This is a genomic window from Mesorhizobium temperatum (assembly GCF_002284575.1).
In the GTDB taxonomy this organism is placed as follows: domain Bacteria; phylum Pseudomonadota; class Alphaproteobacteria; order Rhizobiales; family Rhizobiaceae; genus Mesorhizobium; species Mesorhizobium temperatum.
This window is the reverse complement of sequence record NZ_NPKJ01000068.1, coordinates 299081-319499: the sequence shown is the minus strand read 5'-3', so window position 1 is coordinate 319499 and position 20419 is coordinate 299081. Positions and strand designations below refer to the sequence as shown.

General features: G+C 64.8%; 17 protein-coding genes. 11 read left to right on the top strand and 6 right to left on the bottom strand.

Annotated elements, in window-relative coordinates; all coding sequences use genetic code 11:
• Positions 1–37: 37 nt before the first annotated feature.
• Positions 38–2167: a DUF294 nucleotidyltransferase-like domain-containing protein gene (locus CIT26_RS27920; RefSeq protein ID WP_245319584.1), complete on the bottom strand. Its 2130-nt coding sequence runs from the start codon at positions 2165–2167 to the stop codon at positions 38–40.
• Between the two features lie 338 nt (positions 2168–2505).
• Here CIT26_RS27920 and CIT26_RS27915 point away from each other — a divergent pair, with 338 nt between their 5' ends.
• From CIT26_RS27915 to CIT26_RS27905, 3 genes are all read left to right on the top strand, one after another.
• A complete protein-coding gene (locus CIT26_RS27915; RefSeq protein WP_245319583.1) occupies positions 2506–2850 on the top strand; it encodes a hypothetical protein in 345 nt (114 codons plus the stop codon).
• Between the two features lie 203 nt (positions 2851–3053).
• Positions 3054–3209 (top strand): hypothetical protein, encoded by a 156-nt coding sequence (locus CIT26_RS27910; protein ID WP_082982575.1) that lies wholly within the window; start codon positions 3054–3056, stop codon positions 3207–3209.
• 140 nt (positions 3210–3349) lie between these two features.
• Entirely contained in the window at positions 3350–4294 is a 945-nt protein-coding gene (locus tag CIT26_RS27905) for an LLM class flavin-dependent oxidoreductase (protein ID WP_095495530.1), read from the top strand.
• A gap of 52 nt (positions 4295–4346) precedes the next feature.
• Here the strand turns inward: CIT26_RS27905 and fhuB are convergent, their stop codons facing one another.
• Genes fhuB through CIT26_RS27890 form a run of 3 tightly spaced genes read right to left on the bottom strand, consistent with a single transcriptional unit; the run spans position 4347 to position 9392 of the window.
• On the bottom strand, positions 4347–6353 hold the full coding sequence (gene fhuB, locus CIT26_RS27900) for a Fe(3+)-hydroxamate ABC transporter permease FhuB (RefSeq protein WP_245319582.1): 2007 nt from the start codon (positions 6351–6353) through the stop codon (positions 4347–4349).
• A complete protein-coding gene (locus CIT26_RS27895; RefSeq protein WP_245319581.1) occupies positions 6350–7231 on the bottom strand; it encodes an ABC transporter substrate-binding protein in 882 nt (293 codons plus the stop codon). The genes fhuB and CIT26_RS27895 overlap by 4 nt, the downstream gene beginning before the upstream one ends.
• Before the next feature lie 7 nt (positions 7232–7238).
• On the bottom strand, positions 7239–9392 hold the full coding sequence (locus tag CIT26_RS27890) for a TonB-dependent siderophore receptor (protein ID WP_245319580.1): 2154 nt from the start codon (positions 9390–9392) through the stop codon (positions 7239–7241).
• Positions 9393–9592: 200 nt separating this feature from the next.
• Between CIT26_RS27890 and CIT26_RS27885 the strand changes: the two genes are divergently transcribed.
• From CIT26_RS27885 to CIT26_RS27870, 4 genes are read left to right on the top strand one after another with little or no spacing between them, the layout of a single operon-like run.
• Positions 9593–10417: an ATP-binding cassette domain-containing protein gene (locus tag CIT26_RS27885; protein WP_095495527.1), complete on the top strand. Its 825-nt coding sequence runs from the start codon at positions 9593–9595 to the stop codon at positions 10415–10417.
• Between the two features lie 28 nt (positions 10418–10445).
• Positions 10446–11420, top strand: coding sequence for a tonB-system energizer ExbB (exbB, locus tag CIT26_RS27880; protein WP_095495526.1), 975 nt, complete (start codon positions 10446–10448; stop codon positions 11418–11420).
• A 15-nt stretch (positions 11421–11435) separates the two neighbouring features.
• Positions 11436–11894, top strand: coding sequence for a TonB system transport protein ExbD (exbD, locus tag CIT26_RS27875; protein WP_095495525.1), 459 nt, complete (start codon positions 11436–11438; stop codon positions 11892–11894).
• A complete protein-coding gene (locus tag CIT26_RS27870; protein WP_095495524.1) occupies positions 11894–12871 on the top strand; it encodes an energy transducer TonB family protein in 978 nt (325 codons plus the stop codon). Before exbD ends, CIT26_RS27870 begins: the two co-directional genes overlap by 1 nt.
• Positions 12872–12917: 46 nt before the next feature.
• On the opposite strand, the gene CIT26_RS27865 is transcribed toward CIT26_RS27870, so the two are convergent.
• Together CIT26_RS27865 and CIT26_RS27860 are read right to left on the bottom strand one after the other, a co-directional pair.
• Entirely contained in the window at positions 12918–14171 is a 1254-nt protein-coding gene (locus CIT26_RS27865) for an ATP-binding protein (RefSeq protein WP_095495523.1), read from the bottom strand.
• The gene (locus CIT26_RS27860; RefSeq protein ID WP_095495522.1) at positions 14168–14893 is read right to left on the bottom strand and encodes a response regulator; all 726 of its coding nucleotides are present in this window, start codon (positions 14891–14893) and stop codon (positions 14168–14170) included. The genes CIT26_RS27865 and CIT26_RS27860 overlap by 4 nt, the downstream gene beginning before the upstream one ends.
• A gap of 219 nt (positions 14894–15112) precedes the next feature.
• Between CIT26_RS27860 and CIT26_RS27855 the strand changes: the two genes are divergently transcribed.
• The 4 genes from CIT26_RS27855 to CIT26_RS27840 all read left to right on the top strand — a co-directional run bounded on the left by CIT26_RS27855 (position 15113) and on the right by CIT26_RS27840 (position 20391).
• Positions 15113–15799, top strand: coding sequence for a hypothetical protein (locus CIT26_RS27855; RefSeq protein WP_095495784.1), 687 nt, complete (start codon positions 15113–15115; stop codon positions 15797–15799).
• A gap of 113 nt (positions 15800–15912) precedes the next feature.
• Positions 15913–16101 carry a hypothetical protein gene (locus CIT26_RS27850; protein ID WP_143747929.1) on the top strand — a complete coding sequence of 63 codons (189 nt, stop codon included), beginning with the start codon at positions 15913–15915 and terminating at the stop codon, positions 16099–16101.
• On the top strand, positions 16091–17263 hold the full coding sequence (locus CIT26_RS27845; protein ID WP_095495520.1) for an efflux RND transporter periplasmic adaptor subunit: 1173 nt from the start codon (positions 16091–16093) through the stop codon (positions 17261–17263). Before CIT26_RS27850 ends, CIT26_RS27845 begins: the two co-directional genes overlap by 11 nt.
• The gene (locus CIT26_RS27840; RefSeq protein WP_095495519.1) at positions 17260–20391 is read left to right on the top strand and encodes an efflux RND transporter permease subunit; all 3132 of its coding nucleotides are present in this window, start codon (positions 17260–17262) and stop codon (positions 20389–20391) included. The genes CIT26_RS27845 and CIT26_RS27840 overlap by 4 nt, the downstream gene beginning before the upstream one ends.
• Positions 20392–20419 lie beyond the last annotated feature (28 nt).

The window sequence follows — 20419 nt, the reverse complement described above, 5'->3', positions numbered from 1 at the left end:
TCCCCCTTTCGGCCTCGCGCCTTCCGAGCGTCGCCGGCTATGCGAACATCAGGTCCCGCACCAGGTCGGGTGCCGACTGGAGGCGCTTGATGAGGCTCTTGAGCTCTGCCTGCTGCTCGCGCGTCAGGGCATTGATCTCGATGCGGTTGGATACAGGTATACCGGCGTAGATGTCATGCGTCTGCTGAGCGAGCAGAAAGCCGATCAGCATGGCATGGCCAGCCAGCATTGCCTTCATGTCGCGCTCGCCGCCGATATCATGCGCGATCAGTTTCTCGAGCCGGGCACGCGTGCTCCGCTCGCGGATGCCGTGGCGAATTGCAAGCGTGCGTGCGGTCGCGACGATCGGAAAAAGGCCATGCTTCTTGATGTCCAGCCGGCCATTTTCAAGCTGAAAGCCGCCAAAAACAGTGAAGGGATTGCCGGTTGTCATCTGCTCGCCGAGAAGCTTCGCGAACACCGGCTCGGCTTGGCCACGGTCATAGGCATATTCGATGAACTGCGCGGCCAGTGTCGTGTCGCCGTGAACCGGCCGCAGATCGTAGACGATATCGACGTTGAGCAGATCCTGAGGCCGCAGGCGGCGAACCCAATCTTCGACGCGCGCCCTCCAGGTGTCGAGGCTTCCGCGGAATGCGGCGTTCGCGGCCATTACCCCGCCTTTGCAATACGGCACGCCTGAGATGTCGAGCATGTCGGCGAGCTTGGCGCCGAGAATTTTGAACCAGCTGTCTTCGGGCCCATCTGGCTCGCCATCTGCAAAGACGATTGCGTTGTCCTGGTCGGGGGCCATCAGGCTTTCGCCACGGCCGCCCGAGCCGAGCACGAGCACGGCGTAGGCGCAGGGCGGCGGGCCGTGACCTTCGATTAGCATCTGCTGTTCGGCAAGCACGGCGGCGCGGCGGGTAAGCGAGCAAAGTTCGTCGCTGATGATTTCCGCCACCACGCGCGGGTCGATCGCTTCGCCGATGAGCGAACGTACCACGCCCGGCAGCATCGACCAGGTGGCCGCCAGTTCGGCGGCGTCCCTGGCATGTTCGATCGTGTCGTCGAGATCGATGGCAGCGGCGGCGCGCAGCCTCAGCAGGTCACGCGCCGAAAGCACGCCGACCAGCACGCCCCCGTCGTCGCGGACGGCGAGGTGACGGACTTTCAGCCGATCCATGCGGCCGATCGCCCGATAGGCGAAGGCGGCGGCGCGGATGCTTATCAGCGGTCGCGTTGCGATGCTTCCGACCGGCATGTCAAAAGCCCGCTCGGCGTCGGACGATATGCGGCGCAGCAGGTCACGCTCGGTAACGATGCCATACTCCTCAATCGGTTGATCCGGCGCTCCACGGTCGGACACCAGGACCGAGCTGACCTTGCGCTTGACCATGAGGTCGATGACCTGCCTTGTCGGTTTGGTCGACTTCACCACCACTGGCGGGCTGCTCATAAGGCTGCCGACGCGATGGCGATAGGCATAGGGATCAACCGGCTGAAACGCGGGAGCCTGGGGTCGCGACACCGGCTCGGCCCAGCCGGCGCGATGGCCGGCTTCGAGAGCGTCCGAAAGGGCAAGGCAGGCGACCTCAGCCTCTCCGAGTGTTCGGATGTTGCGCTTGCGCAACTCCGGAATCAGCGCGGCAAAGATGTCTCCCGCGGCGATCGCATCCCCCAGAGCCGAATGGCGGCCAGCTATCTCCAGGCGAAGCCAGGCGGCGATCGTTTCCAGCGAATAGTCTGCCAGATTGGGATTAGCTATGGTTGCAAGAAGCCGGACGCACAGCGCCCGAGGCTTTTTCCAGGGCAAACGGGCGCGTCGGCATTCGCGCTCCAATACCGCCAGGTCGAAGCCGATCGAGTGGCCGACGAGGATGCGGCCGCCGACAAACTCCCGAAATTGCGTCCATGCATCCGGGAAGCTCCCGGCTCCGTCAACATCGGCATTCGTGATGCCGTGGACGAGCGAGGCCTCGGACGGGATTGCTTCGCCAGGATCGATGAGGAGATCGAGCCGAGGTTGCCGGACGACCTTGCCATGCGCGATGCCGATCGCGCCAATCTGGACCACGCGCGCCTTTGTGGCGTCGGGCCCGGTTGTTTCGGTGTCGACGGCGGCAGCCGCAATTGCTATCAGCGGTGTCGCGCCGGTCGCCGGCTTTATTCCCGTCCCCTTCGGCATGGCCGATTGCCTTCCTCTGCCGGATGTCCCGGCTTGCCGAGACAACGCTCTGTCGATGCCGGAAAGGTTCGATCCTGCTTGCCCTGCAGCATAAAGCGCTGCGGCGGGCCGCGTCGATGGCCGAATTTCAGGCTATGGCGTTCGCAATGATGCGCCGGGGAGCTGTGCGCGTCCACGTCCATACCGAAATCCCGGAGGTACACCCGTCCAGGCGGCACATTCGCCTTAAAGTGATTTGATACGGTCACAGCGCTCGCACATTGTCGGCGGGTTTGTTGCCGAGGCGGCCGATGGATGAGATCAGGCGGGTAGCTGTGGGGTGCATCGGGCGCGCTGTAATGTTCGGATCGCTTGCCATCGGCTGTGTCATGGTCGGCTTCTCCTTCAACCCGGTATCCGCCTTCCGTTCCGGCGCGTTCCTGACGCTGACCATGGTTCTGGCACTGATGTGGAAAGCTATGACCGCAGCCAGCAAGAATCCCAAGCACACCGAAGTCTGGCTCTATCTCGATGAGAAATCGCGCCCAGCCGATGGTCCGGCGCGACGGGTGTTCGGCACCATCATGAGCGACGTTTATAGATTCTACGCCCGGATCGCGCTCGGCGTGGCGGTCGGGTTCTTCCTGGTCTCGCTCGTGCTGATGCTGTTCGGCCTGGAAGCTTACAGGCCGCCCAGCAAATAGGCGGCCGCTCCGCCCATCCCTGTCCCTCGGCCCACGAGCCTGGCGTTTTGCCATCGGGCCGATCGGCCTCGGAAGTGCGGCGCTAAGCAGCAAACAAACCAAATTGTCATCCGGTTGGAGAAAAACATTCCAAGGATCGCTGGAAAATAGCACTCGACAAAGTCTACTGATTTAATAGATTAACCGCCGAGACGGAGGTCGATATGTCCTATTTCCAGAACGCCCGGACTGCCCGCAAAGGCCAAAGGCTTGGTTCTGACCAGACTTGGCGGCCGGCCTATGCGGGCGCCTTTGCCTATCTCGTCTTTGCCCTTGCGTTCGTGTTCACCGGGGCAGTCGTTCTGGGTCTTATCCCCTGATCATGAAACCCGGAGAGCCATCGGGTCTTGACTTACAGGGATAGCGATCTGCCGTTTCGCAATATCGGAGTTGAATGAACCGAGTGCCGGTGTGCTTTTGCGCGCGCCCCCTTGACCCCAACGTGATGGAGGAGATGGCAATGCCAATCGAGTTCACGCATGTTCCCGGTAAAACTCACCCCGCCGATTCAACCATGCCGTTTTTCTACGATTTCGCGGAAACCGCGACAAAGCTGTCGCTGATCGAGGACATTGGTTTTCAGAAGATCGTCGTCGACGATCCGGCCGGGCTGCTGACCAATATGGATATTGCCGCCCGGGCGCTGGACCGCACCTCATCACTTGAGGTCGTTCTCACGCATTGGGCCGGTGTGATCGAGCCGGCGGTGGCGGCACGGCAATTGGCGGGCCTCGACGCGAAAAGTGGCGGTCGGCTGTCCCTCAGGATGCTCAGCGAGCCGCTGAGCGACGACGATGCCGAGGCACGTCCGGTCGGCCACACACTCGTCTGGCAGCGGATCGACGAATATCTGGTGCTGCTGAAGCGGTTGTGGTCGAACGACAGGCCGTTCGATCATGAAGGCGCCTTCTACAGCGTCAGGGGCGGCTATGTGCCGCGTAAGGGGCCGCATAGCGCCGGCGTGACCATCCGCATGGGCGGACGGTCCGGAACGGCGCTCAGGGTCGCCGGGCGGCATGCCGATGTCTTCGAGCTGACGCCGGGTTCGCTCGACGAGGTCCGGCAGCTGATGGAGCGGGTGCGCAGCGCCGCCGCCGAACACGGCCGGGCCGGCAAGCTGCGTTTCGCGCTTCCCGTCCGGATCCGTTCGGAGGACAACGCCTCCTGCCAGAAGGCGGTCGAAATTGCCGGACTGCCGGCACAAGTCGCGCTTTCCCTGCTTCCTTATGCTGCCCTGGGAATCCAGGAGTTCATGATCGTCGGTATCGACAGGCCACGCGAGATCGCAATGGCTGGCCGCGAGGTGATCGCGCTGCTGCGCAATTCGCTGACGCGCCGAGAGGCCGATGTCCCTCAGCCCAGGGCGTTTGCGTCTCGCGCGATCCGGGAAGCACGCGCCGGCTGAGCGCGTGCTATGCGCTTTGTGGCCGCCAGCCCGAAGCGCGTGGCGATGCCGCTCATTGCCGGCCCTTCCACATCAGCACCATGAAGTAAGGCCCGCCGACCAGGGCAGCCAGCAAACCCGCCGGGATCTGCCACGGGAAAATCAGCGTCCGGCCGGCCCAGTCGGCCGAAACAAGCATCATCCCGCCAAGCATCGCGGATGCGAAAAGCTGCGGCAAGGCGCGTTGGAAGCCGAGCATTCGGGCCAGGTGCGGCGCCATCAATCCGACGAAGCTCAGCGGCCCGATAACAAGCGTAGCTATTGTCGTCGGCACCGAAATAAGCACCAGGAGGATGATCCGCACGCGAAAGAGGCTAAGCCCGAGCCCGCGCGAGGCGGCTTCTCCAAGCGGCAGGATTTCCAGCCAGCGGATTGTGAGTGGCACGATGGCCAGCAGAGCAGTCGCCGTCACAGCTGCGATTGTCGCATCGGCGGCGGTTGCGCGGTAGGTGGAGCCGGATAACCAGCCGATGAGCGTATCGAGCCGAGGATCGCCGCTGGCGAGCATCACTGCCGAGAATGCCGAGGCCATCGTCGCCACGGCGACACCCGAAAGCAGCAATCGATCATGCGCGATGGGCTGCCGGCGGCCGGTCGGCGAAATCATCGCCAGGCTGGCCAGAGCCCCGACGAAGCCGGCCGCGATCATTGCCGGGCGGCTGACATCAGAAGTCGCGACGAAGAGCAGCAGGATGCCTAGCGAGGCGCCGCCGGAAACACCCAGAACCTCGGGCGCCGCCATCGGATTGCCGGTCATCCTCTGCATCAGCGTGCCGACCACGCCCAGCATCATACCAGCGGAAACCGCGACAACGATGCGAGGCGCCCTGAGCGGCAGGAGGTCGGCAAGTTCGGCGGCCGAGGCCACGTGCCAGCCGGTCGCGCCGCGCCCGACCACAAGCGCGGCGCAGAGAAGAAGCGCCATCGCGAGGAGCCCGGCCAGCAGATAGGGCCACCCGCTTCGCCTGCGCATGGAAGACAGCATGGCGCCGTCCCGATCCGGGCTGGTGCGCAATTTCGGCAGGAGAAGAAACAGCAGCGGCGCACCGAGGAAAGCAGTCGCCACACCGGCCGGGATTTCGGAGGTAAACGGCATGACCTGCACCAGCCGGTCGGTCAGCCACAACAGCGTGGCGCCCGCAAGCGGCGCCCAGATCATGCGCTGGCGCAAGGTCCGTGCGCCGGCGAGCCTGACCAGCGCCGGCGCCGCAAGCGCCACGAAGCTGATGACGCCGACGGCTGCGACCGCCATGCTGCTCAGCGCGACGGCGACGCTCATCCCCGCCAGCCGTGTCACCACCGGTTTCGTGCCGAGGCTTTCCGCTCCCTCGTCGCTCAGGTCGAGAAGCCGCAGCGGCCGGAGCAGAAGGAAGGCGGCAATGCCGGCCAGCGCCAGCCATGGCGCGAACCCGAGCACCACGGCGTCGCCGTTCTGGATCAACGAACCGCTCTGCCAGATGAAGAGTTCCTCGGAATATTCGCGGTTGGCCGCCATCAGCAGGGCGCTCGCTGAACTGCATGTGAGGCTGACCACCAGGCCGGAAATGATGATCGCGACCGGCGAAAAACTCCGGCCCTGGGCCAGAGCCAAGACCGCCAGTGTCGACAGGGCGCCGCCGGCGAGCGCCACCCATTCGCGACCTTGCTCCAGCAGCCACGGCGCGTAGAGCGTGGCGATCGTCAGGGCGACGGTGGCGCCTGCATTGGTGCCTATGGTCGTCGGCTCGGCGAGTGGATTGCGCAGCACCTGCTGGAGCAGCGTGCCGGTCAGGCCGAGCGCCGCGCCGGCCAGCAGACTGATCGCCAGACGCGGCAGAAAGGCATGGCGATAAAGCAGCTGCCGCGGATCGGCAAAGTCGGTCGCCCCGAGCGACTGCCACCACATGTCGGCGGGCAACAGGCGCAAAAGCCCGGCAGCGGTGAGATATGCGGCGAGCACCGCCGGCACTCCGACGAGGGCGACGAGCATCCCTCCCATGAAACGAGCACGATGGCCAGCCGTGGACTGCATGATGGTCATGCCCGGATCACAAACGCTGCGAAGCGGGCAGCGGCGGCAAGCCCGCCAAACGGCCATACCGGCGGGATTGTCCTGACGTTGCCGGCTTTGACGCAGGGAAGGTTTGCCCAGAGGCTGCTCTGGTCAATCCTGATCTTCACATGCGGCGGGATCGGATCGAGCGAAATTACGCGAGCCTCGCCGATCGAAACCAACTCTTCGATGTCCAGCATGGAAAAGCCCCAGCTATCGGTCGGCGCAGTCCAGGCATTGGTGAGGCTCAGCCGGTCGAGCACGTCCTGGAACAGACTGCCCTTGCCATAGATGCGGACGTGACGGTCGTCGAACATGCTGACCACTGCGAGCGGCTGCTTTGCCCGCTCTGAAAATTGTGCCCTGATCTGGGCGATTGCCGCCGCCGTCTCCTGGATAAGCCGTTGCGCCTCAGCCTCGCGACCGAGTTGCGAGCCAAGTTTCAGCGTTTCAACCTCGGCCTGGCGATAAGGTGCTTCGGTGCCATCGTAGAAGGGCACGGTGTGCAGTGGCGCGATCCGCCTGAACGGAGCTTCGTCAAGCCCATAGCCATAGGCGCCGGTGATAAGGTCGGGCTTGAGTTCCAGCAGCAGTTCGAGATTGGGCTCGCCGCGCGAGCCGAGATCGATGCAGTCGGCGGGAAGAGCCGGTCCCGCGACCCAGTCGCGGTAGCCGTTTGTGTCGGCGACCGCCACCGGCCCGATCCCGAGCGAGCTGACCATCTCGGCCGAGGTCCATTCGAGGCAGGCGATCCGCGGCGGCCGCGCCGCACACGCCAGGTCGCCGCGCAGACCGAGGCTCGTCGCGGCCAGGCCGGCAAGGCACCGGCGCCGCGTCAGTGGCGCCAATTGGGTCCGGGCCTGCACGCGAGGGTTACCATGTGTACTTCACCGAGCCCTTGATCCGGCGACCCTCGCCATAAAAGCAGCCGAAGCTTTCTGCGAAACAGGAGGCGACATAGCGCTTGTCGAACAGATTGCTGACATTGAGGCTCAACTCGGCGTTCTGCCATTTGTAATGGAGCGCGGCATCGACAAGGGTGACTGCCGGCACCTTGAAAGTGTTGGCATCGTCGCCGAAGGTCGAGCCGACATAGCGGATGCCGGCGCCGAGCCCGAGGTCCTCCAATCTGCCGCTGCCGACAGTGTAGTTTGCCCACAGCGAGGCCGCGTGTGCCGGCACGCCGAACGGCGTGTTGCCCTGGTTGCTCGTTCCATCCTCGTTGATGCTGGTCGGACTGGTGATCTCGGTGTCGAGCCAGGTATAGGCCGCCCGGAAATCGAAGCCCGACTCAAGGCTCGCAACACCTTCCAGCTCGATGCCGCGCGAGCGGATCTCGCCGGTCTGGAAGATGTCATTGGGCGCACCAGCGCCGCCATAGCGCACGACGTTCTGCCGGGTCAGGTCGAACGCCGAAACGGTGACGAAGGAGTTCCAGCCAACCGGCTGATATTTCAGGCCGACCTCGTACTGCTTGCCGGTTTCGGGCACGAGCGGATTGCCGTTGCTGTCGGGGCCGGAGACCGGCTGGAACGATTCGGAATAGCTGACATAAGGAGCAAGTCCGTTGTCGGCGAGGTAAAGCAGACCGGCGCGAGTGGTGAAGGCGTCGTCCTTCTGGCGTGGATCGAAAGCGCCGGCCAGATTGTCGTAGACTTTCGAATCCGCCCAGTCCTGGCGGCCGCCCAGCGTCAGCCGCCAGTTGCCCAGCTTGATCTGGTCCTGCGCGTAGATGCCGACCTGCGATTGGGTCGTGTCCGTGTCTGTGTAGGGCGTCAGATCAGTGATTGGGCTGCCATAGACCGGGTCGAAGATGTTGATGTCACCGACGGACCCTCCGGAGGCATAGTCGCGGTAGGTGTAGCGCTTGTAGTCGAGGCCGAGAAGCAGCGTGTGGGCGAGCGGCCCGGTGTCGAAATCGGCCTGCGCCTGGTTGTCGATGGTGAAGCCGCTGAGCCTGGTGCCGCCGGCATCGGCATAGCGGGAATAGTCGCCCTCATCATTCAGAAGCCCGCCGCCGAAAACGCCTTCCTCATAGTGCTTCAGATAGACGTAGCGGGCATGCTGGCGAACCTGCCACGTCTCGTTGAAGCGGTGATCCAACTCGTAACCGATCGACGCCTGGTCGTTGTTGTAGGTGTCGAAGTCCGGTTCGCCGACGAACATGCTGTTCGGCAGATATTTTCCGTCCTTACCCGGCCTGATCGTGCCGTATGCCGGTAGGTACTGCATCGCCCAGCCGGACCGGTCGCGTTGATAGTTGGCGAGGATGGTCACGCTGGTATCGGCATCGGGCTGCCAAGTGAGCGCCGGCGCGATGAAGATGCGGTCGTCTTCGACGAAGTCTGTCTGCGTATCGCCGGTGTGGGCGGCGCCGGTGAGGCGGAACAGCAGCGACTTGTCGGCGTTGACAGCCCCGCTGAAGTCGAACTTTCCTTCATAGCGGTCGAAACTTCCGGCGCCGAGCTCGATCTCGCGGAGGTTCTCCTCGGTCGGGCGCTTGCTGACATAGTTGATGATGCCGCCAGGACTTGCCTGGCCGTAAAGAACCGACGCCGGCCCGCGCAGGATTTCGTAGCGTTCGGCGCCGTAGGAATCGAGCGCGGTGAACAGCGTGAAATTGCTTTCCTTGAGCTGCAGCCCGTCCTTGTAGAAAACGCCGCTGGAGTTCGAAATGCCGCGCATCTGCAAGCCGTGGCCACGATTGTCGGTGCCGTAGAGATTGCCGCTTGCGCCTGGCGTATAACGCAGCGCGCTGTTCAGGCTGTCCACCGCCTGCGCTTCCATCTGGTCTTTGGTGATGACCGATATCGACTGCGGCGTCTCGATCAGCGGTGTGTCGGTCTTGGTGGCCGTGGAGCCCTGGGTGGCGACATAGCCGTCGACCGTCCCAAAGGCGCTTTCGACGCGTTCCTGAATGTTGATCGGCTCGAGAGTGGTGGTCGCCTCCTGCGCGACGGCGTGGCCGCCGCCAAGCAGCACAGGCAGCGACATCGCTGCGATCAGCAGGTTTCGGCGCGCAGTCATTTCATCTCGAATTCTTCCGCGACCAAAACCAGTCACCATCTCGGCGCGCTCCACTTTTTTCGAATTTCGACGCAAATCCGGCGCGTCACGACATTTTGTTGACTCAAAAAGTCATCTTCATTGTTGACTAGTAAACTCATGTTTCATAGTCAACCGGGCATCGGCACGGCAAACCGGATTGCCGAAAACCGGATTTCGAAATGCACGCGCAAAGCTGGAGAGAGGCCGAGACCGTGGCAGGAATTCATGCCCAGACTGCCTTCCATGTCGAAGCGGTGCGGTTCGCCGTCGGCGAGCGAACGCTGCTCGGTCCGGTTACACTCGAACTGCAACGCTCGCGCGTCTATGGGCTGATTGGGCACAACGGCTCCGGCAAATCGACGCTGATCAAGCTCCTGGCGCGCCAGCAGCCGGCAAGCTCCGGCGGCATCACCTTCGCGCAGCGGCCGCTGGTGCTGTGGGGCGCGCGGGAACTCGCCCGCGCGCTCGCCTATCTGCCGCAGACGACGCCGGCGGCGACCGGCCTGACCGTGCGCGAACTGGCGACGCTCGGGCGCTATCCCTGGCACGGCGCGCTCGGCCGTTTCGGGCACGAGGACAGGCGCCATGTCAACGAGGCGCTTGTCCTGACCGATATGGCGGGTTTCACCGACCGGCTGGTCGACGAATTGTCCGGCGGCGAGCGCCAACGCGCATGGCTGGCCATGCTGGTGGCGCAGAATGCCGGCGTCATGCTGCTCGACGAGCCGATCTCGGCGCTCGACATCGCCCATCAGGTCGAGGTGCTGGGGCTGGTCAGGGACCTCAGCCGCAAACGCGACCTGTGCGTCGTCGTCGTGCTGCACGATCCCAACATGGCGGCGCGCTACTGCGACGAATTGATCGCACTGAAGGACGGCAGGCTGCTGACGCGCGGGACGCCGGACCAGATCATGCAGGGCGAGGTGCTTAGAGGAATTTTCGGTGTCGAGATGGGCGTGTTTGCGCACCCCGTCACCGGCCAGCCCATCGGCTATGTGCAATGAGGCCACTGTGAGAATAAGGAAGAAGCCCTTGTCCAGACATGGTTTGTTCGCGGCGTTGCTCGCATCCGTCATCCTGTCGGCCGGCGGCACTGCCGCCCAGGAGCAACCGGGCGCGGCCGACCAGGAGCAACCGGCCGCCGCCCCGGCGATCGAGGCGCCGGCTCCGGCGCCTGGGCAGGCTGCGCCAGACGCGGCCGCGCCACCGGCGATGCAGCCCGGCATGACGACGCCCACCGAGACCACGCCTATCGAGACAACGCCCACCGAGACGGGCCCTTCGACGGCAACCTCTCTGACCCTGCCGCGTGACCTGTCGCCATGGGGCATGTTCATGGCGGCCGACATCGTCGTGAAAGCGGTGATGATCGGGCTGGCTTTTGCGTCCTTCGTTACCTGGACGATATGGCTGGCCAAATCGCTGGAGATCCTTGGCGGCAAGCTGCGCGCCCGCCGCGCGGCACAAGCGATCGGCAATGCCGCGACGTTGAACCAGGCCGGCCGCGCGCTTGGCCACAATAACGGTCCTGGCGCCCTCCTGGTGCGGGCAGCCGAGGAAGAGACTGCACTTTCGGCCGGCTCGCTCGACCATGTGTCCGGCGACGGGCTGAAGGAACGGGTCACCTCGCGCCTGTCGCGCATCGAGGCGGCGGCGGCGCGGCGCATGTCGCGTGGCACCGGCGTCTTGGCGACGATCGGCTCGACCGCGCCCTTTGTCGGCCTATTCGGCACGGTCTGGGGCATCATGAACGCCTTCATCGGCATCTCGCAGGCGCAGACCACCAATCTCGCCGTCGTTGCCCCGGGCATCGCGGAAGCCTTGCTGGCCACCGCGATGGGCCTTGTCGCGGCGATCCCGGCGGTGGTCATCTACAACGTCTTTGCGCGATCGATAGCCGGCTACAGGCAGATCCTCGCTGACGCGTCGGCAGGGGTCGAACGGCTGGTCAGCCGGGATCTGGATTTCCGCACTGTCGCGCCGGCAAAGCAGATGGCCGCGGAATGAACACGGAGCGAGGCCATGGCGGCTAGAATTCGAGAGAACATCGACGGCGATCTCGAGGAAAACCACGAGATCAACGTCACGCCGTTCATCGATGTGATCCTGGTTCTGCTGATCATTTTCATGGTCGCGGCACCGCTGGCGACGGTGGACGTCAATGTCGACCTGCCGGGCTCGACCGCAACGCCGGCTCCCCGACCTGAGACGCCGCTGTTCCTGACGCTGAAAGACGATCTCAGGCTGGCGATCGGCAACGACACCGTGCCGCGCGAAACTTTCGCCGCCGCGCTCGTCGGCAGGACAAAAGGCGACAGGCAGACGCGGATCTTCCTGCGCGCCGACAAGGCGGTCGGCTATGGCGAACTTATGGAGGTGATGAACCTTTTGCGGGGCGCCGGTTATCTGAAGATCGCGCTGGTCGGCCTCGAGACCGCGCCTGGCGATGCCGCGGCGCCGCAAGTCGGGACGGGCCAATAATGTCGCCGGCGGCCGCCCTGCCGATGGCCGATCAGCGGCGTTTCGGCGTGCGCGAGATTGCCTGGTGGGCGGGCGCGGCTGCGCTGGTTCTGGTGGCGCATGCCGCGATCGGCTATGCGATGCAGAGCTGGCGCCCGGCCGAGCCCGATGGCGGGCCGCCGCAGGCGCAGGTGATCGAGTTGTCGCCGATGGCGTTCACGCCGGCCGAGCCGGCCCCGCTACCGGATGAGATAGCGCCCGATCAGCCGGATCCGGTCGAGGAGCCGGCGATAACCGAAACGGAGCCTCCGCCCGAACCGCCCGTCGGGCGGGCAGAGCCGGTCACCGAGCCGTCGGAAGCCGCCCCGGCCGACACAGTCGAGCCCACCCCGCCGACCGTGGCGGAACATGTCGACCAGCCGCCGCTCGAGGAAGTCGTGCCAGACGTTGCCGAGGCCGTCACGCCGGAAGTGGTCATTCCGCTGCCGCAGCCGAAACCGGTCGACGCACCCGTCGAGGCCAAGACAAAGAAGCAGGCAAAGGCCAAGGCGAAGGAGCCGGCTGAGGTCAAGACGAAGAAGCCGGTCAGAGAGGCCAGACAGCGTCCGAAAAAGGAGAAAGCCGCACCGCCGCGGACGGCGGCCAGTGTCGCTGCGACATCCGCAGCCAAGGCGGCCGCCCCGAAATCGGCCAAAGCAGCTGCTTCGAGATCCGGTGTGAGCTCGTCCAAGTGGAACTCGCAGTTGCATGCGTGGATCAGGCGACACACGCGTTATCCGAGAGCCGCGAAGGCCCGGCGCGAGGAAGGTAGTCCACGAGTGACCTTTACGGTCGACGGATCCGGCCGCGTTCTATCCGCCCGGCTGGCTCGTTCCTCCGGCTATCCGGACCTCGATCGCGCGGCGCTCGACGCATTACAGGGTGCCAAAGTGCCAGCGCCGCCGCCGGAAAAAGCGGGTACATCTGTTGCCGCGCCTTTCACATTCAAGCTGGATTAGGTCGCCTGAAAAGAGCTATGGAAACGGTCTGCGTCGAACAGTCCAATCAGGAAACAGCGTCGAAAACGACCTTCTGCAAAAGACCACCACCGGCGCGGTTTTCCAGTGTGACGGTTCCACCGTAGCGTTCGATGATTTCCTTGGCGATGGCGAGGCCGAGGCCGGCGCCTGGGATGGACTGCCTACGGCCGGGATCGACGCGAAAGAAGGGCTCGAACGCCTTGCCGAGCAGCTCCGGCGGGATGCCGGGTCCGCGATCGGCGACGGTGAGGGCGGCATGATTGCCCGTGGCGGAGAGAGAGAGGCTGCAGCCCTTGCCGTGGGTGGCGGCATTGACGATCAGATTGCGCAATGCCCGACGAAGGCCGAGCGCGCCTGCCTTGACCGAGACCTTGTCGAGATGCCCGATCGACACGGCGTGACCGAGCGAAATCATCTCGGCCTCGATGTCGCGGACCAGCCTTTCGAGGTCGACCGGTTCGACGGCGTCCTGATCGACCTCCTCGCGCACCAGCCGAATGGCGCTGTCGGCGATGCGGTCGAGCTCCTCGAGATCGTGCAGCCATTTCTCGCGGTCTTCGTCATCCGCCAGGAACTCCGCGCGCAGCCGCATGCGCGTCAGCGGTGTTCTCAAATCATGGCCCGCCGCGGCGACGAGGCGCATGCGGCTTTCCATCGCCGACTTGAGCCGGCTCGAAAGCTGATTGAGCGCGCGCGCGGTGGCGCGCACCTCGCCAGAACCCTCTTCCGGCAGAGCCGCAAGAATGCCATCCGGTCCAATGCGTGTTGCCGCGGTCTCCAGCATGACCAGGGGCCTCGTCAGCACAGTCGCGAAATAAAGCGAAACGGCGGTGGCGCCAAGCACGATGAGCGTGATCCAGCCGGACAAGACCAGCCAGCGGTTGGCCGGCGGCGAGAAGTCGGGAACATCGACGGCCATCCAGGTGCCGTCCGGGAGTTGCACCGAGGCGACCATGCCGGGTTTGCCTTCGATCCGCACGACGGTAGCGGGAAACGCTGCCCCGCTATGTTCCAGCGCTCGGTTGAGAAAACGTGTTGCACGTTCGTCCTCCTGCCCTTTTGCCGGCTGATCGCCGAGTTCGACCTGGACATCGTTTGCGCTGGCGACATGGCCGGGAAGCGACTGCGCCAGAAGCCTGATCTGCCGGGCGACCGGCTCTATCGTGGCTTCAGGCGCGGGGCCTCGCACCACACTGACGACCGCAAGCGTCGCCAGAGCCACCACACCGACGATCGACGCCACCAGAAGCAGCGCAATCCGCGCCCTGAGCGAGGTCATGCCGGCGTGTCCACGGTCTCGACGCGGACGGTCAACTGATAACCGCCATTGCGCACAGTCTTGAAAAGGGGCTCTGCGGCATCCTCGCCAAGTTTGCGCCTCAGCCGGCTCATCAGCACGTCGACGGAGCGATCGAGCGGCTCGCGCTCGCGCCCTTGCGTGAGATCGAGAAGCTGGTCGCGCGATAGAACGCGGCCTGGTCTGTCGACAAAAACCTGCAGCAGGTCAAACTCCGCACCGGTCAGATCGATCGCCTCGTCATTTGCATTGGCGACGCGACGGATTTCCGGCTCCATCGTGTAGCCGGCGAAGCGATAGATGCGGGCCATCGCTGGTGCCGTCTGGTCCTGCGCCGAGCGTCGCAGCACGGCGCGGATGCGGGCGGTCAGCTCACGCGGGTTGAACGGCTTACCGAGATAGTCGTCGGCGCCAAGCTCCAATCCGATGATGCGGTCGACATCCTCCTTCAGCGCCGTCAGCAGGATGACGGGAATGTGGGGTTTGCGATCACGCAGGGCGCGGCAGATATCGAGCCCCGAGCCGTCGGGCAGCATGACGTCGAGCACGATCAGGTCGAACTGGCCGGTGGCCAGCCTGTGCTCGCATTCGCGTCGGTCCGCTGCCACCGAAACACGAAATCCCTGGCCGTCGAGATAGCGCCCGAGAAGCGTCCTGATCTCGCGGTCGTCGTCGACGACAAGGATTTGGGGTTGTGATTGCATTGCTTGCCCGGTGCCGTTTGCCCTGTTCGTTACAGATTATAGGGAGAGCCGACGGCCAGCGGCATGGAAATTTGCAACCGAATGTTTCCAACCCAGAAGCGGAAACATTCGGAAACAAATCTCCCTTTCCTGGAAACCTTCGGCAACAGAGCGAAGCAAGCCAGAAAAAGACGCCTCCTATCCTCTCCCTATCCGCAGCATGTGGGAAAGGACTACATCATGCAAAGCAGACTTCTTGCTCTCGGCCTCTTCTCCGTCGCGCTCATTCATCCAGCGCTGGCGCAGCCGACCGACCTTGTCGATGGACCCGGTGGGGAACCGCCGGTTGTCGCGATGCAGGACGGCGCGACTGAAGGCCCGATGCCGTGGCCCGGTCCACATCGGCCGATGCGGCCCGGACCGGACGGTATCGGTCCGCAACGCTTCGATCCGCAGAACGGGCCACGCCGTATGGGGCCGCCACCGGAATTCAGGCTCGCAGCCCGGCTTTCCGCGCTCGAGACCCGCATCGGCGTCAGGACCGGGCAGCTCGACGCCTGGCGCGACTATACCAGCGCGCTGCAGGCGGTGCTGACACGACCCGATCGTGGCCCGGATGGTCCCGGTGAGCGCGGCCCCGGTGCGGGAGAAACCGGCGCTCGCGATCCGTTCACCTTCCAGGAAAGGCTGGCCGACGATCTTACCGAACGCGCGGCTTCGGCCGCAAAGCTGAAGGACGCAATCGCCGCCCTTCGCGCCAAGCTGACGCCCGAACAGCTCGAAATCCTTGCTTCGACGGACCAGCCGCACGGGCCACCCCGCGGCTCATGGGGCAATCCGCCGGATGATGCAGCCGGCCCCGGAGGCCTGCCCGATCCTGGCAGACAGCTCCCGCCATTCCTACCCCGGACGGACGAGCAACTCTGACCGGCTGCACCGGCCGGCCCACTGACCTACCCCCCGCTGTCGGGCCGGCCGGCCCTGGATTGATGAAACCGGCCTTGGGCTAATGAGAGAGAACTTCCATGTGGGAAATGTTCGTGACGCTGCGGCTGCTGATGGCAGTTGCGCCAGAGCAGCATCGAAGCGGTTTGGGGGCGACATTCCGGTCGCTGCAGGCCTTCACCGGCGCGACCAGGCTTGTCTTCGGCACTTGGCGCCTTTCGCCCGGCGTTCCCCACTTCGAGAAAACCAGTTCAACGAACGGCGAGAAGACCGATGGCCGCTAGATTGTCGCGCAAGAAATACCTGCTGCTTTTCGCCGTCATTCTCGCCATCGCGATTGCCGCCATGCTCAAGGCCTATGGGCGCGGCACTGTCGATGCGAGCGGGGCCGATGCGACCGCGGACACGACACCTGTCATCGTACAGGCTGCCTCGCTGACAGTTTCGGTCGAAAAGGTGCGCAAGGATGAAATCGCCTCAGTGATCACCGCTACCGGCACGGCTCAGGCATGGCAGGAAGCCACGATCGGCTCGCAGACGAGCGGCCTGCAACTGACCGAGGTTGTCGTTGCCGAGGGCGACCACGTCAGTAAGGGCGATGTGATCGCGCGTCTCGAAGATACCGTTCTGAGAGCCGAGCTCGCCGAGCAGAAGGCAGCCGTCGAGCAGGCGCGTGCCACACTGGAGGCGGCCGAGACGGCCTCGGCCCGTGCCAAGAAGCTCATCACCAGCAACGCGATCAGCGCCGAGACAGCCGAGGAAAGAGCAACCACGGTCAAGACCAGCCAGGCGCAACTCGCCCAGGCTGAGGCGGCCGCCGACAACATCGCCGCGCAAATCGCACGGACCGAGATCCACGCTCCCTTCGACGGCACGATCTCCACCAGGCCGGCGGTTGCCGGTTCCATCGTTCAGTCCGGCACGGAGCTGATGAGGATCGTGCGCGACGGCAAGGTCGAGGTCGCCGTCCAGGTACCCGAGAAGCACCTGGCCGCGATCACGACCGGGCAGGCGGCGACCATTACCGACGCCTCCGGCAGGGCATTTTCCGGTAAGGTCAGCTCGATGGCCGAGAAGGTCGACGGCACCACAAGGCTGGGCACCGTCTATGTCGCGCCGCAGGACAATTCCGGGCTCAGGCCCGGCATGTTCGCCCGCGTCTCGATCGCCACGTCTGCGGCGCAAGTCCTGAACGTCGCGGAAAGCGCGCTGACATGGCGTGAGGGCAAACCGGGCGTCTTCGTCGTCGGTCAAGACGGCAAGGTTGCGGCCCGCACGGTCGAGACCGGCAGCCGCAAGGACGGCCGCGTCACCATCGTCTCCGGGCTGGCCGAAGGCGACAGCGTCGTCGTCTCCGGCGCCGGCCTGCTTAATGACGGCAATCTCGTTCGCGTCGCGGCGAGCGATGCCGACCACGCCGTATCGAGCACGGAGACGGTACGATGAACGCAATTTCCTCATGGTCGATCCGCAATCCGGTTCCGACCATCGTCTTGTTCCTGTCGCTGACGATCGCCGGCCTCTACGGCTTCATGCAGCTCAGAACCAACAACATGCCGGATATCGACCTGCCGACCGTCACCGTCACGGTGACGCAGGCGGGTGCTGCACCCAGCGAGATGGAAGTGCAGGTCGCGCAGGTCATCGAAAATGCCGTGGCGAGCCTGGACGGCGTCGACGACGTCTCGACCTCGATCAGCGAAGGCTCCTCGGTCACCACCGTCGAGTTCACGCTCGACACGGATCCCGAGACGGCCACCAACGATGTGCGCAACGCGGTTTCCAGCGTGCAGTCCAGCCTACCGGCCGCTGCCACCGCGCCCGTCGTGACGAAGGTCAATGCATCAGGCAATTCGGTGCTGACCTATGTGGTCGAGGCGCCGGCCATGTCGCCCGACGCGCTGAGCTGGTACATCGACAACGACGTCGCCAAGGCGATGCTCGGTGTCGACGGCGTGTCCAAAATCACCCGTTCGGGCGGCGTCGACCGGGTCATCCGTGTCGAGCTCGATCCCGACCGCCTTGCCGCCCTCGGCATCAGTGCCGGCGATGTCAGCCAGGCGCTCGCTTCCATTAACGTCAACCAGCCGGGCGGCCGCACGACGATCGGCAGCCAGGAGCAGTCGGTCCGCACGCTGGCCAGTGCCTCGACGGTCGAGGCGCTGGCCGATACACGCATCGCGCTTTCGGGCGCCGGCGACGTCAAGCTGTCCGATCTCGGCAAGGTGATCGACAGCTGGGAAAAGCCGCGGCAGGCGGCCTATCTCGACGGCAGAGAGGTCGTTGCCTTCAACATCTACCGGTCGGTCGGTTCGAGCGAGATCGACGTGGTCAAGGCCGCGCGCGCCGCGATCGCCGAGATGGGCGCCAAGACAGATGCCGCCAAATTTACAGAGGTCACCTCGTCTTCCGGCTTCGTGCAGGAAAGCTACGATGCCGCGTTCGAGGCGCTGTGGCTTGGTGCGCTGCTCGCCATCGGCGTCGTCTGGCTGTTCCTGCGCGACATTCGGGCGACGCTGGTGTCGGCGGTCGCCATGCCGCTGTCACTGATTCCCACCTTCGCGGTGATGGCGGCGTTCGACGCCTCGCTCAACAACATCACCTTGCTGGCCTTGTCCCTGGTGGTGGGCATCCTTGTCGACGACGCCATCGTCGAGATCGAGAACATCGTGCGCCATATGCGCCAGACCGGCAGCAGCGCCTATCAGGCGGCGATCGAGGCCGCCGACGAAATCGGCCTTGCGGTGGTGGCGACCACCGCCACGATCGTCGCCGTCTTCCAGCCGGTGGCCTTCATGCCCGGCATTCCGGGAAAATTCTTCGTCAGCTTCGCCGTCGCGGTGTGCGTGTCGGTGCTGTTCTCGCTGCTGGTGGCGCGCATGCTGACCCCGCTGATGGGCGCCTATCTGGTGCGCGCCGGCGGCCATAGCGAAGAGGACACGCCGGGCTGGGTGCCGACCTATCTGTGGCTGCTGCGCAAGGCGCTCGACCATCGTGGGATCACGCTTGTTGCCGGCATCGCCTTCTTCGCCGGCTCGGTGGCGCTGGCGACGCAGCTGCCGACCGAATTCATGGCGGCGACGGATCGCGGCCGCTCGATGATCTCGGTCGAGTTGCAGCCCGGCTCGACGATCGAGCAGACGACGGCCGTGGTGCAGAACATCACCAAGCGCCTGGAGGGCGAACCGGCGGTCGACAGCATCTTCGCCACGATCGGCACGGCGGCCGAGTCGGGGGGCGGGCCGAACCGCGGATCGACATCGGCCGAAGTGCGCAGTGCCAATGTTACCGTCAATCTGAAGCCGCGCGACGAGCGGACTGTCAGCCAGCAGGAATTCGAGGCCGAGGCCTCACCGAAGCTCAACGACATTCCTGGTGCGCGCATCCAGTTCGGCGCAGACGGCTTTTCGGGCGCCAAGGTGTCGATCACGCTGGTCGGCGACAATGGCGATGCGCTGCAGAAGACCAGCGATGCGCTGATCGACCAGATGAAGTCGGTTCCCGGCCTCAGCAATCCGACATCGACGGCTGCAACGACGAAGCCCGAGCTGATCGTGCGCCCCGACAGCGCAAAGGCGGCCGAGCTCGGTATCACCCCGACCGAGATCGCCGAGACGGTGAAGATCGCCACTGTCGGCGATACCGACACCAGCCTGCCGAAATTCAATCTCGGCGATCGCCAGGTGTCGATCGTCGTGACCTTGCCCGACGGAGCCATCGATGAGCCTTCGAAGCTCGCCATCCTGCCGCTGACCGGCACCAAGGGCACCGTGCCGCTTGCCGCGATCGCCGACATCAGCTTCAACGCCGGGCCCAACAGCATTGCGCGGGTGGATCGCAGCCGCAGCGCCACCGTGGAGGCGGATCTTTCCGGCATCACGCTCGGCGAGGCGACCACGGCCATCCGCGCCCTGCCGGCAATGCAGAACCTGCCCGCGGGCGGGCGTGAACTGGCGCGCGGCGACGCCGCCCGCATGCAGGAGCTGTTCAGCGGCTTTGCTACGGCGATCGCCGCCGGCATCCTGCTGATGTACCTGACGCTGGTGCTTCTGTTCCGCAGCTTCGTACAACCGGTGACGATCCTGGTCGCGCTGCCGCTCTCGGTCGGCGGTGCGCTCGGCTTCATGCTGATCACCGGCAAGGCGCTTGGGCTTTCGACGCTGATCGGCCTGTTGATGCTGATGGGGATCGCGGCGAAGAACTCGATTCTGCTGGTCGAGTATGCGCTGATCGCCGAACGGGAACGCGGCATGAGCCGCTTCGAGGCGCTGATCGACGCCGCCCGCAAGCGGGCGCGTCCGATCGTCATGACATCAATCGCCATGGGCGCCGGCATGCTGCCGATCGCGCTCGGCATTGGCGCCGATGCCGAGACGCGGGCACCGATGGCCATCGCCGTCATCGGCGGGCTGCTGTCCTCGACCGTGCTCGGCCTGGTCTACGTGCCGGTGGTCTACACCTTCATGGACGACATCCAGCGCTTGGCTAGCCGCCATCTGCGCAAGCTGCTGGTGGAACGATCCGGCGCGGACGAAGCAGATGATCTGCCGGGCGCTCGCACCGAAAAGGTGTGATCGGCACGCCGGTCACGGAAGCCCGCCG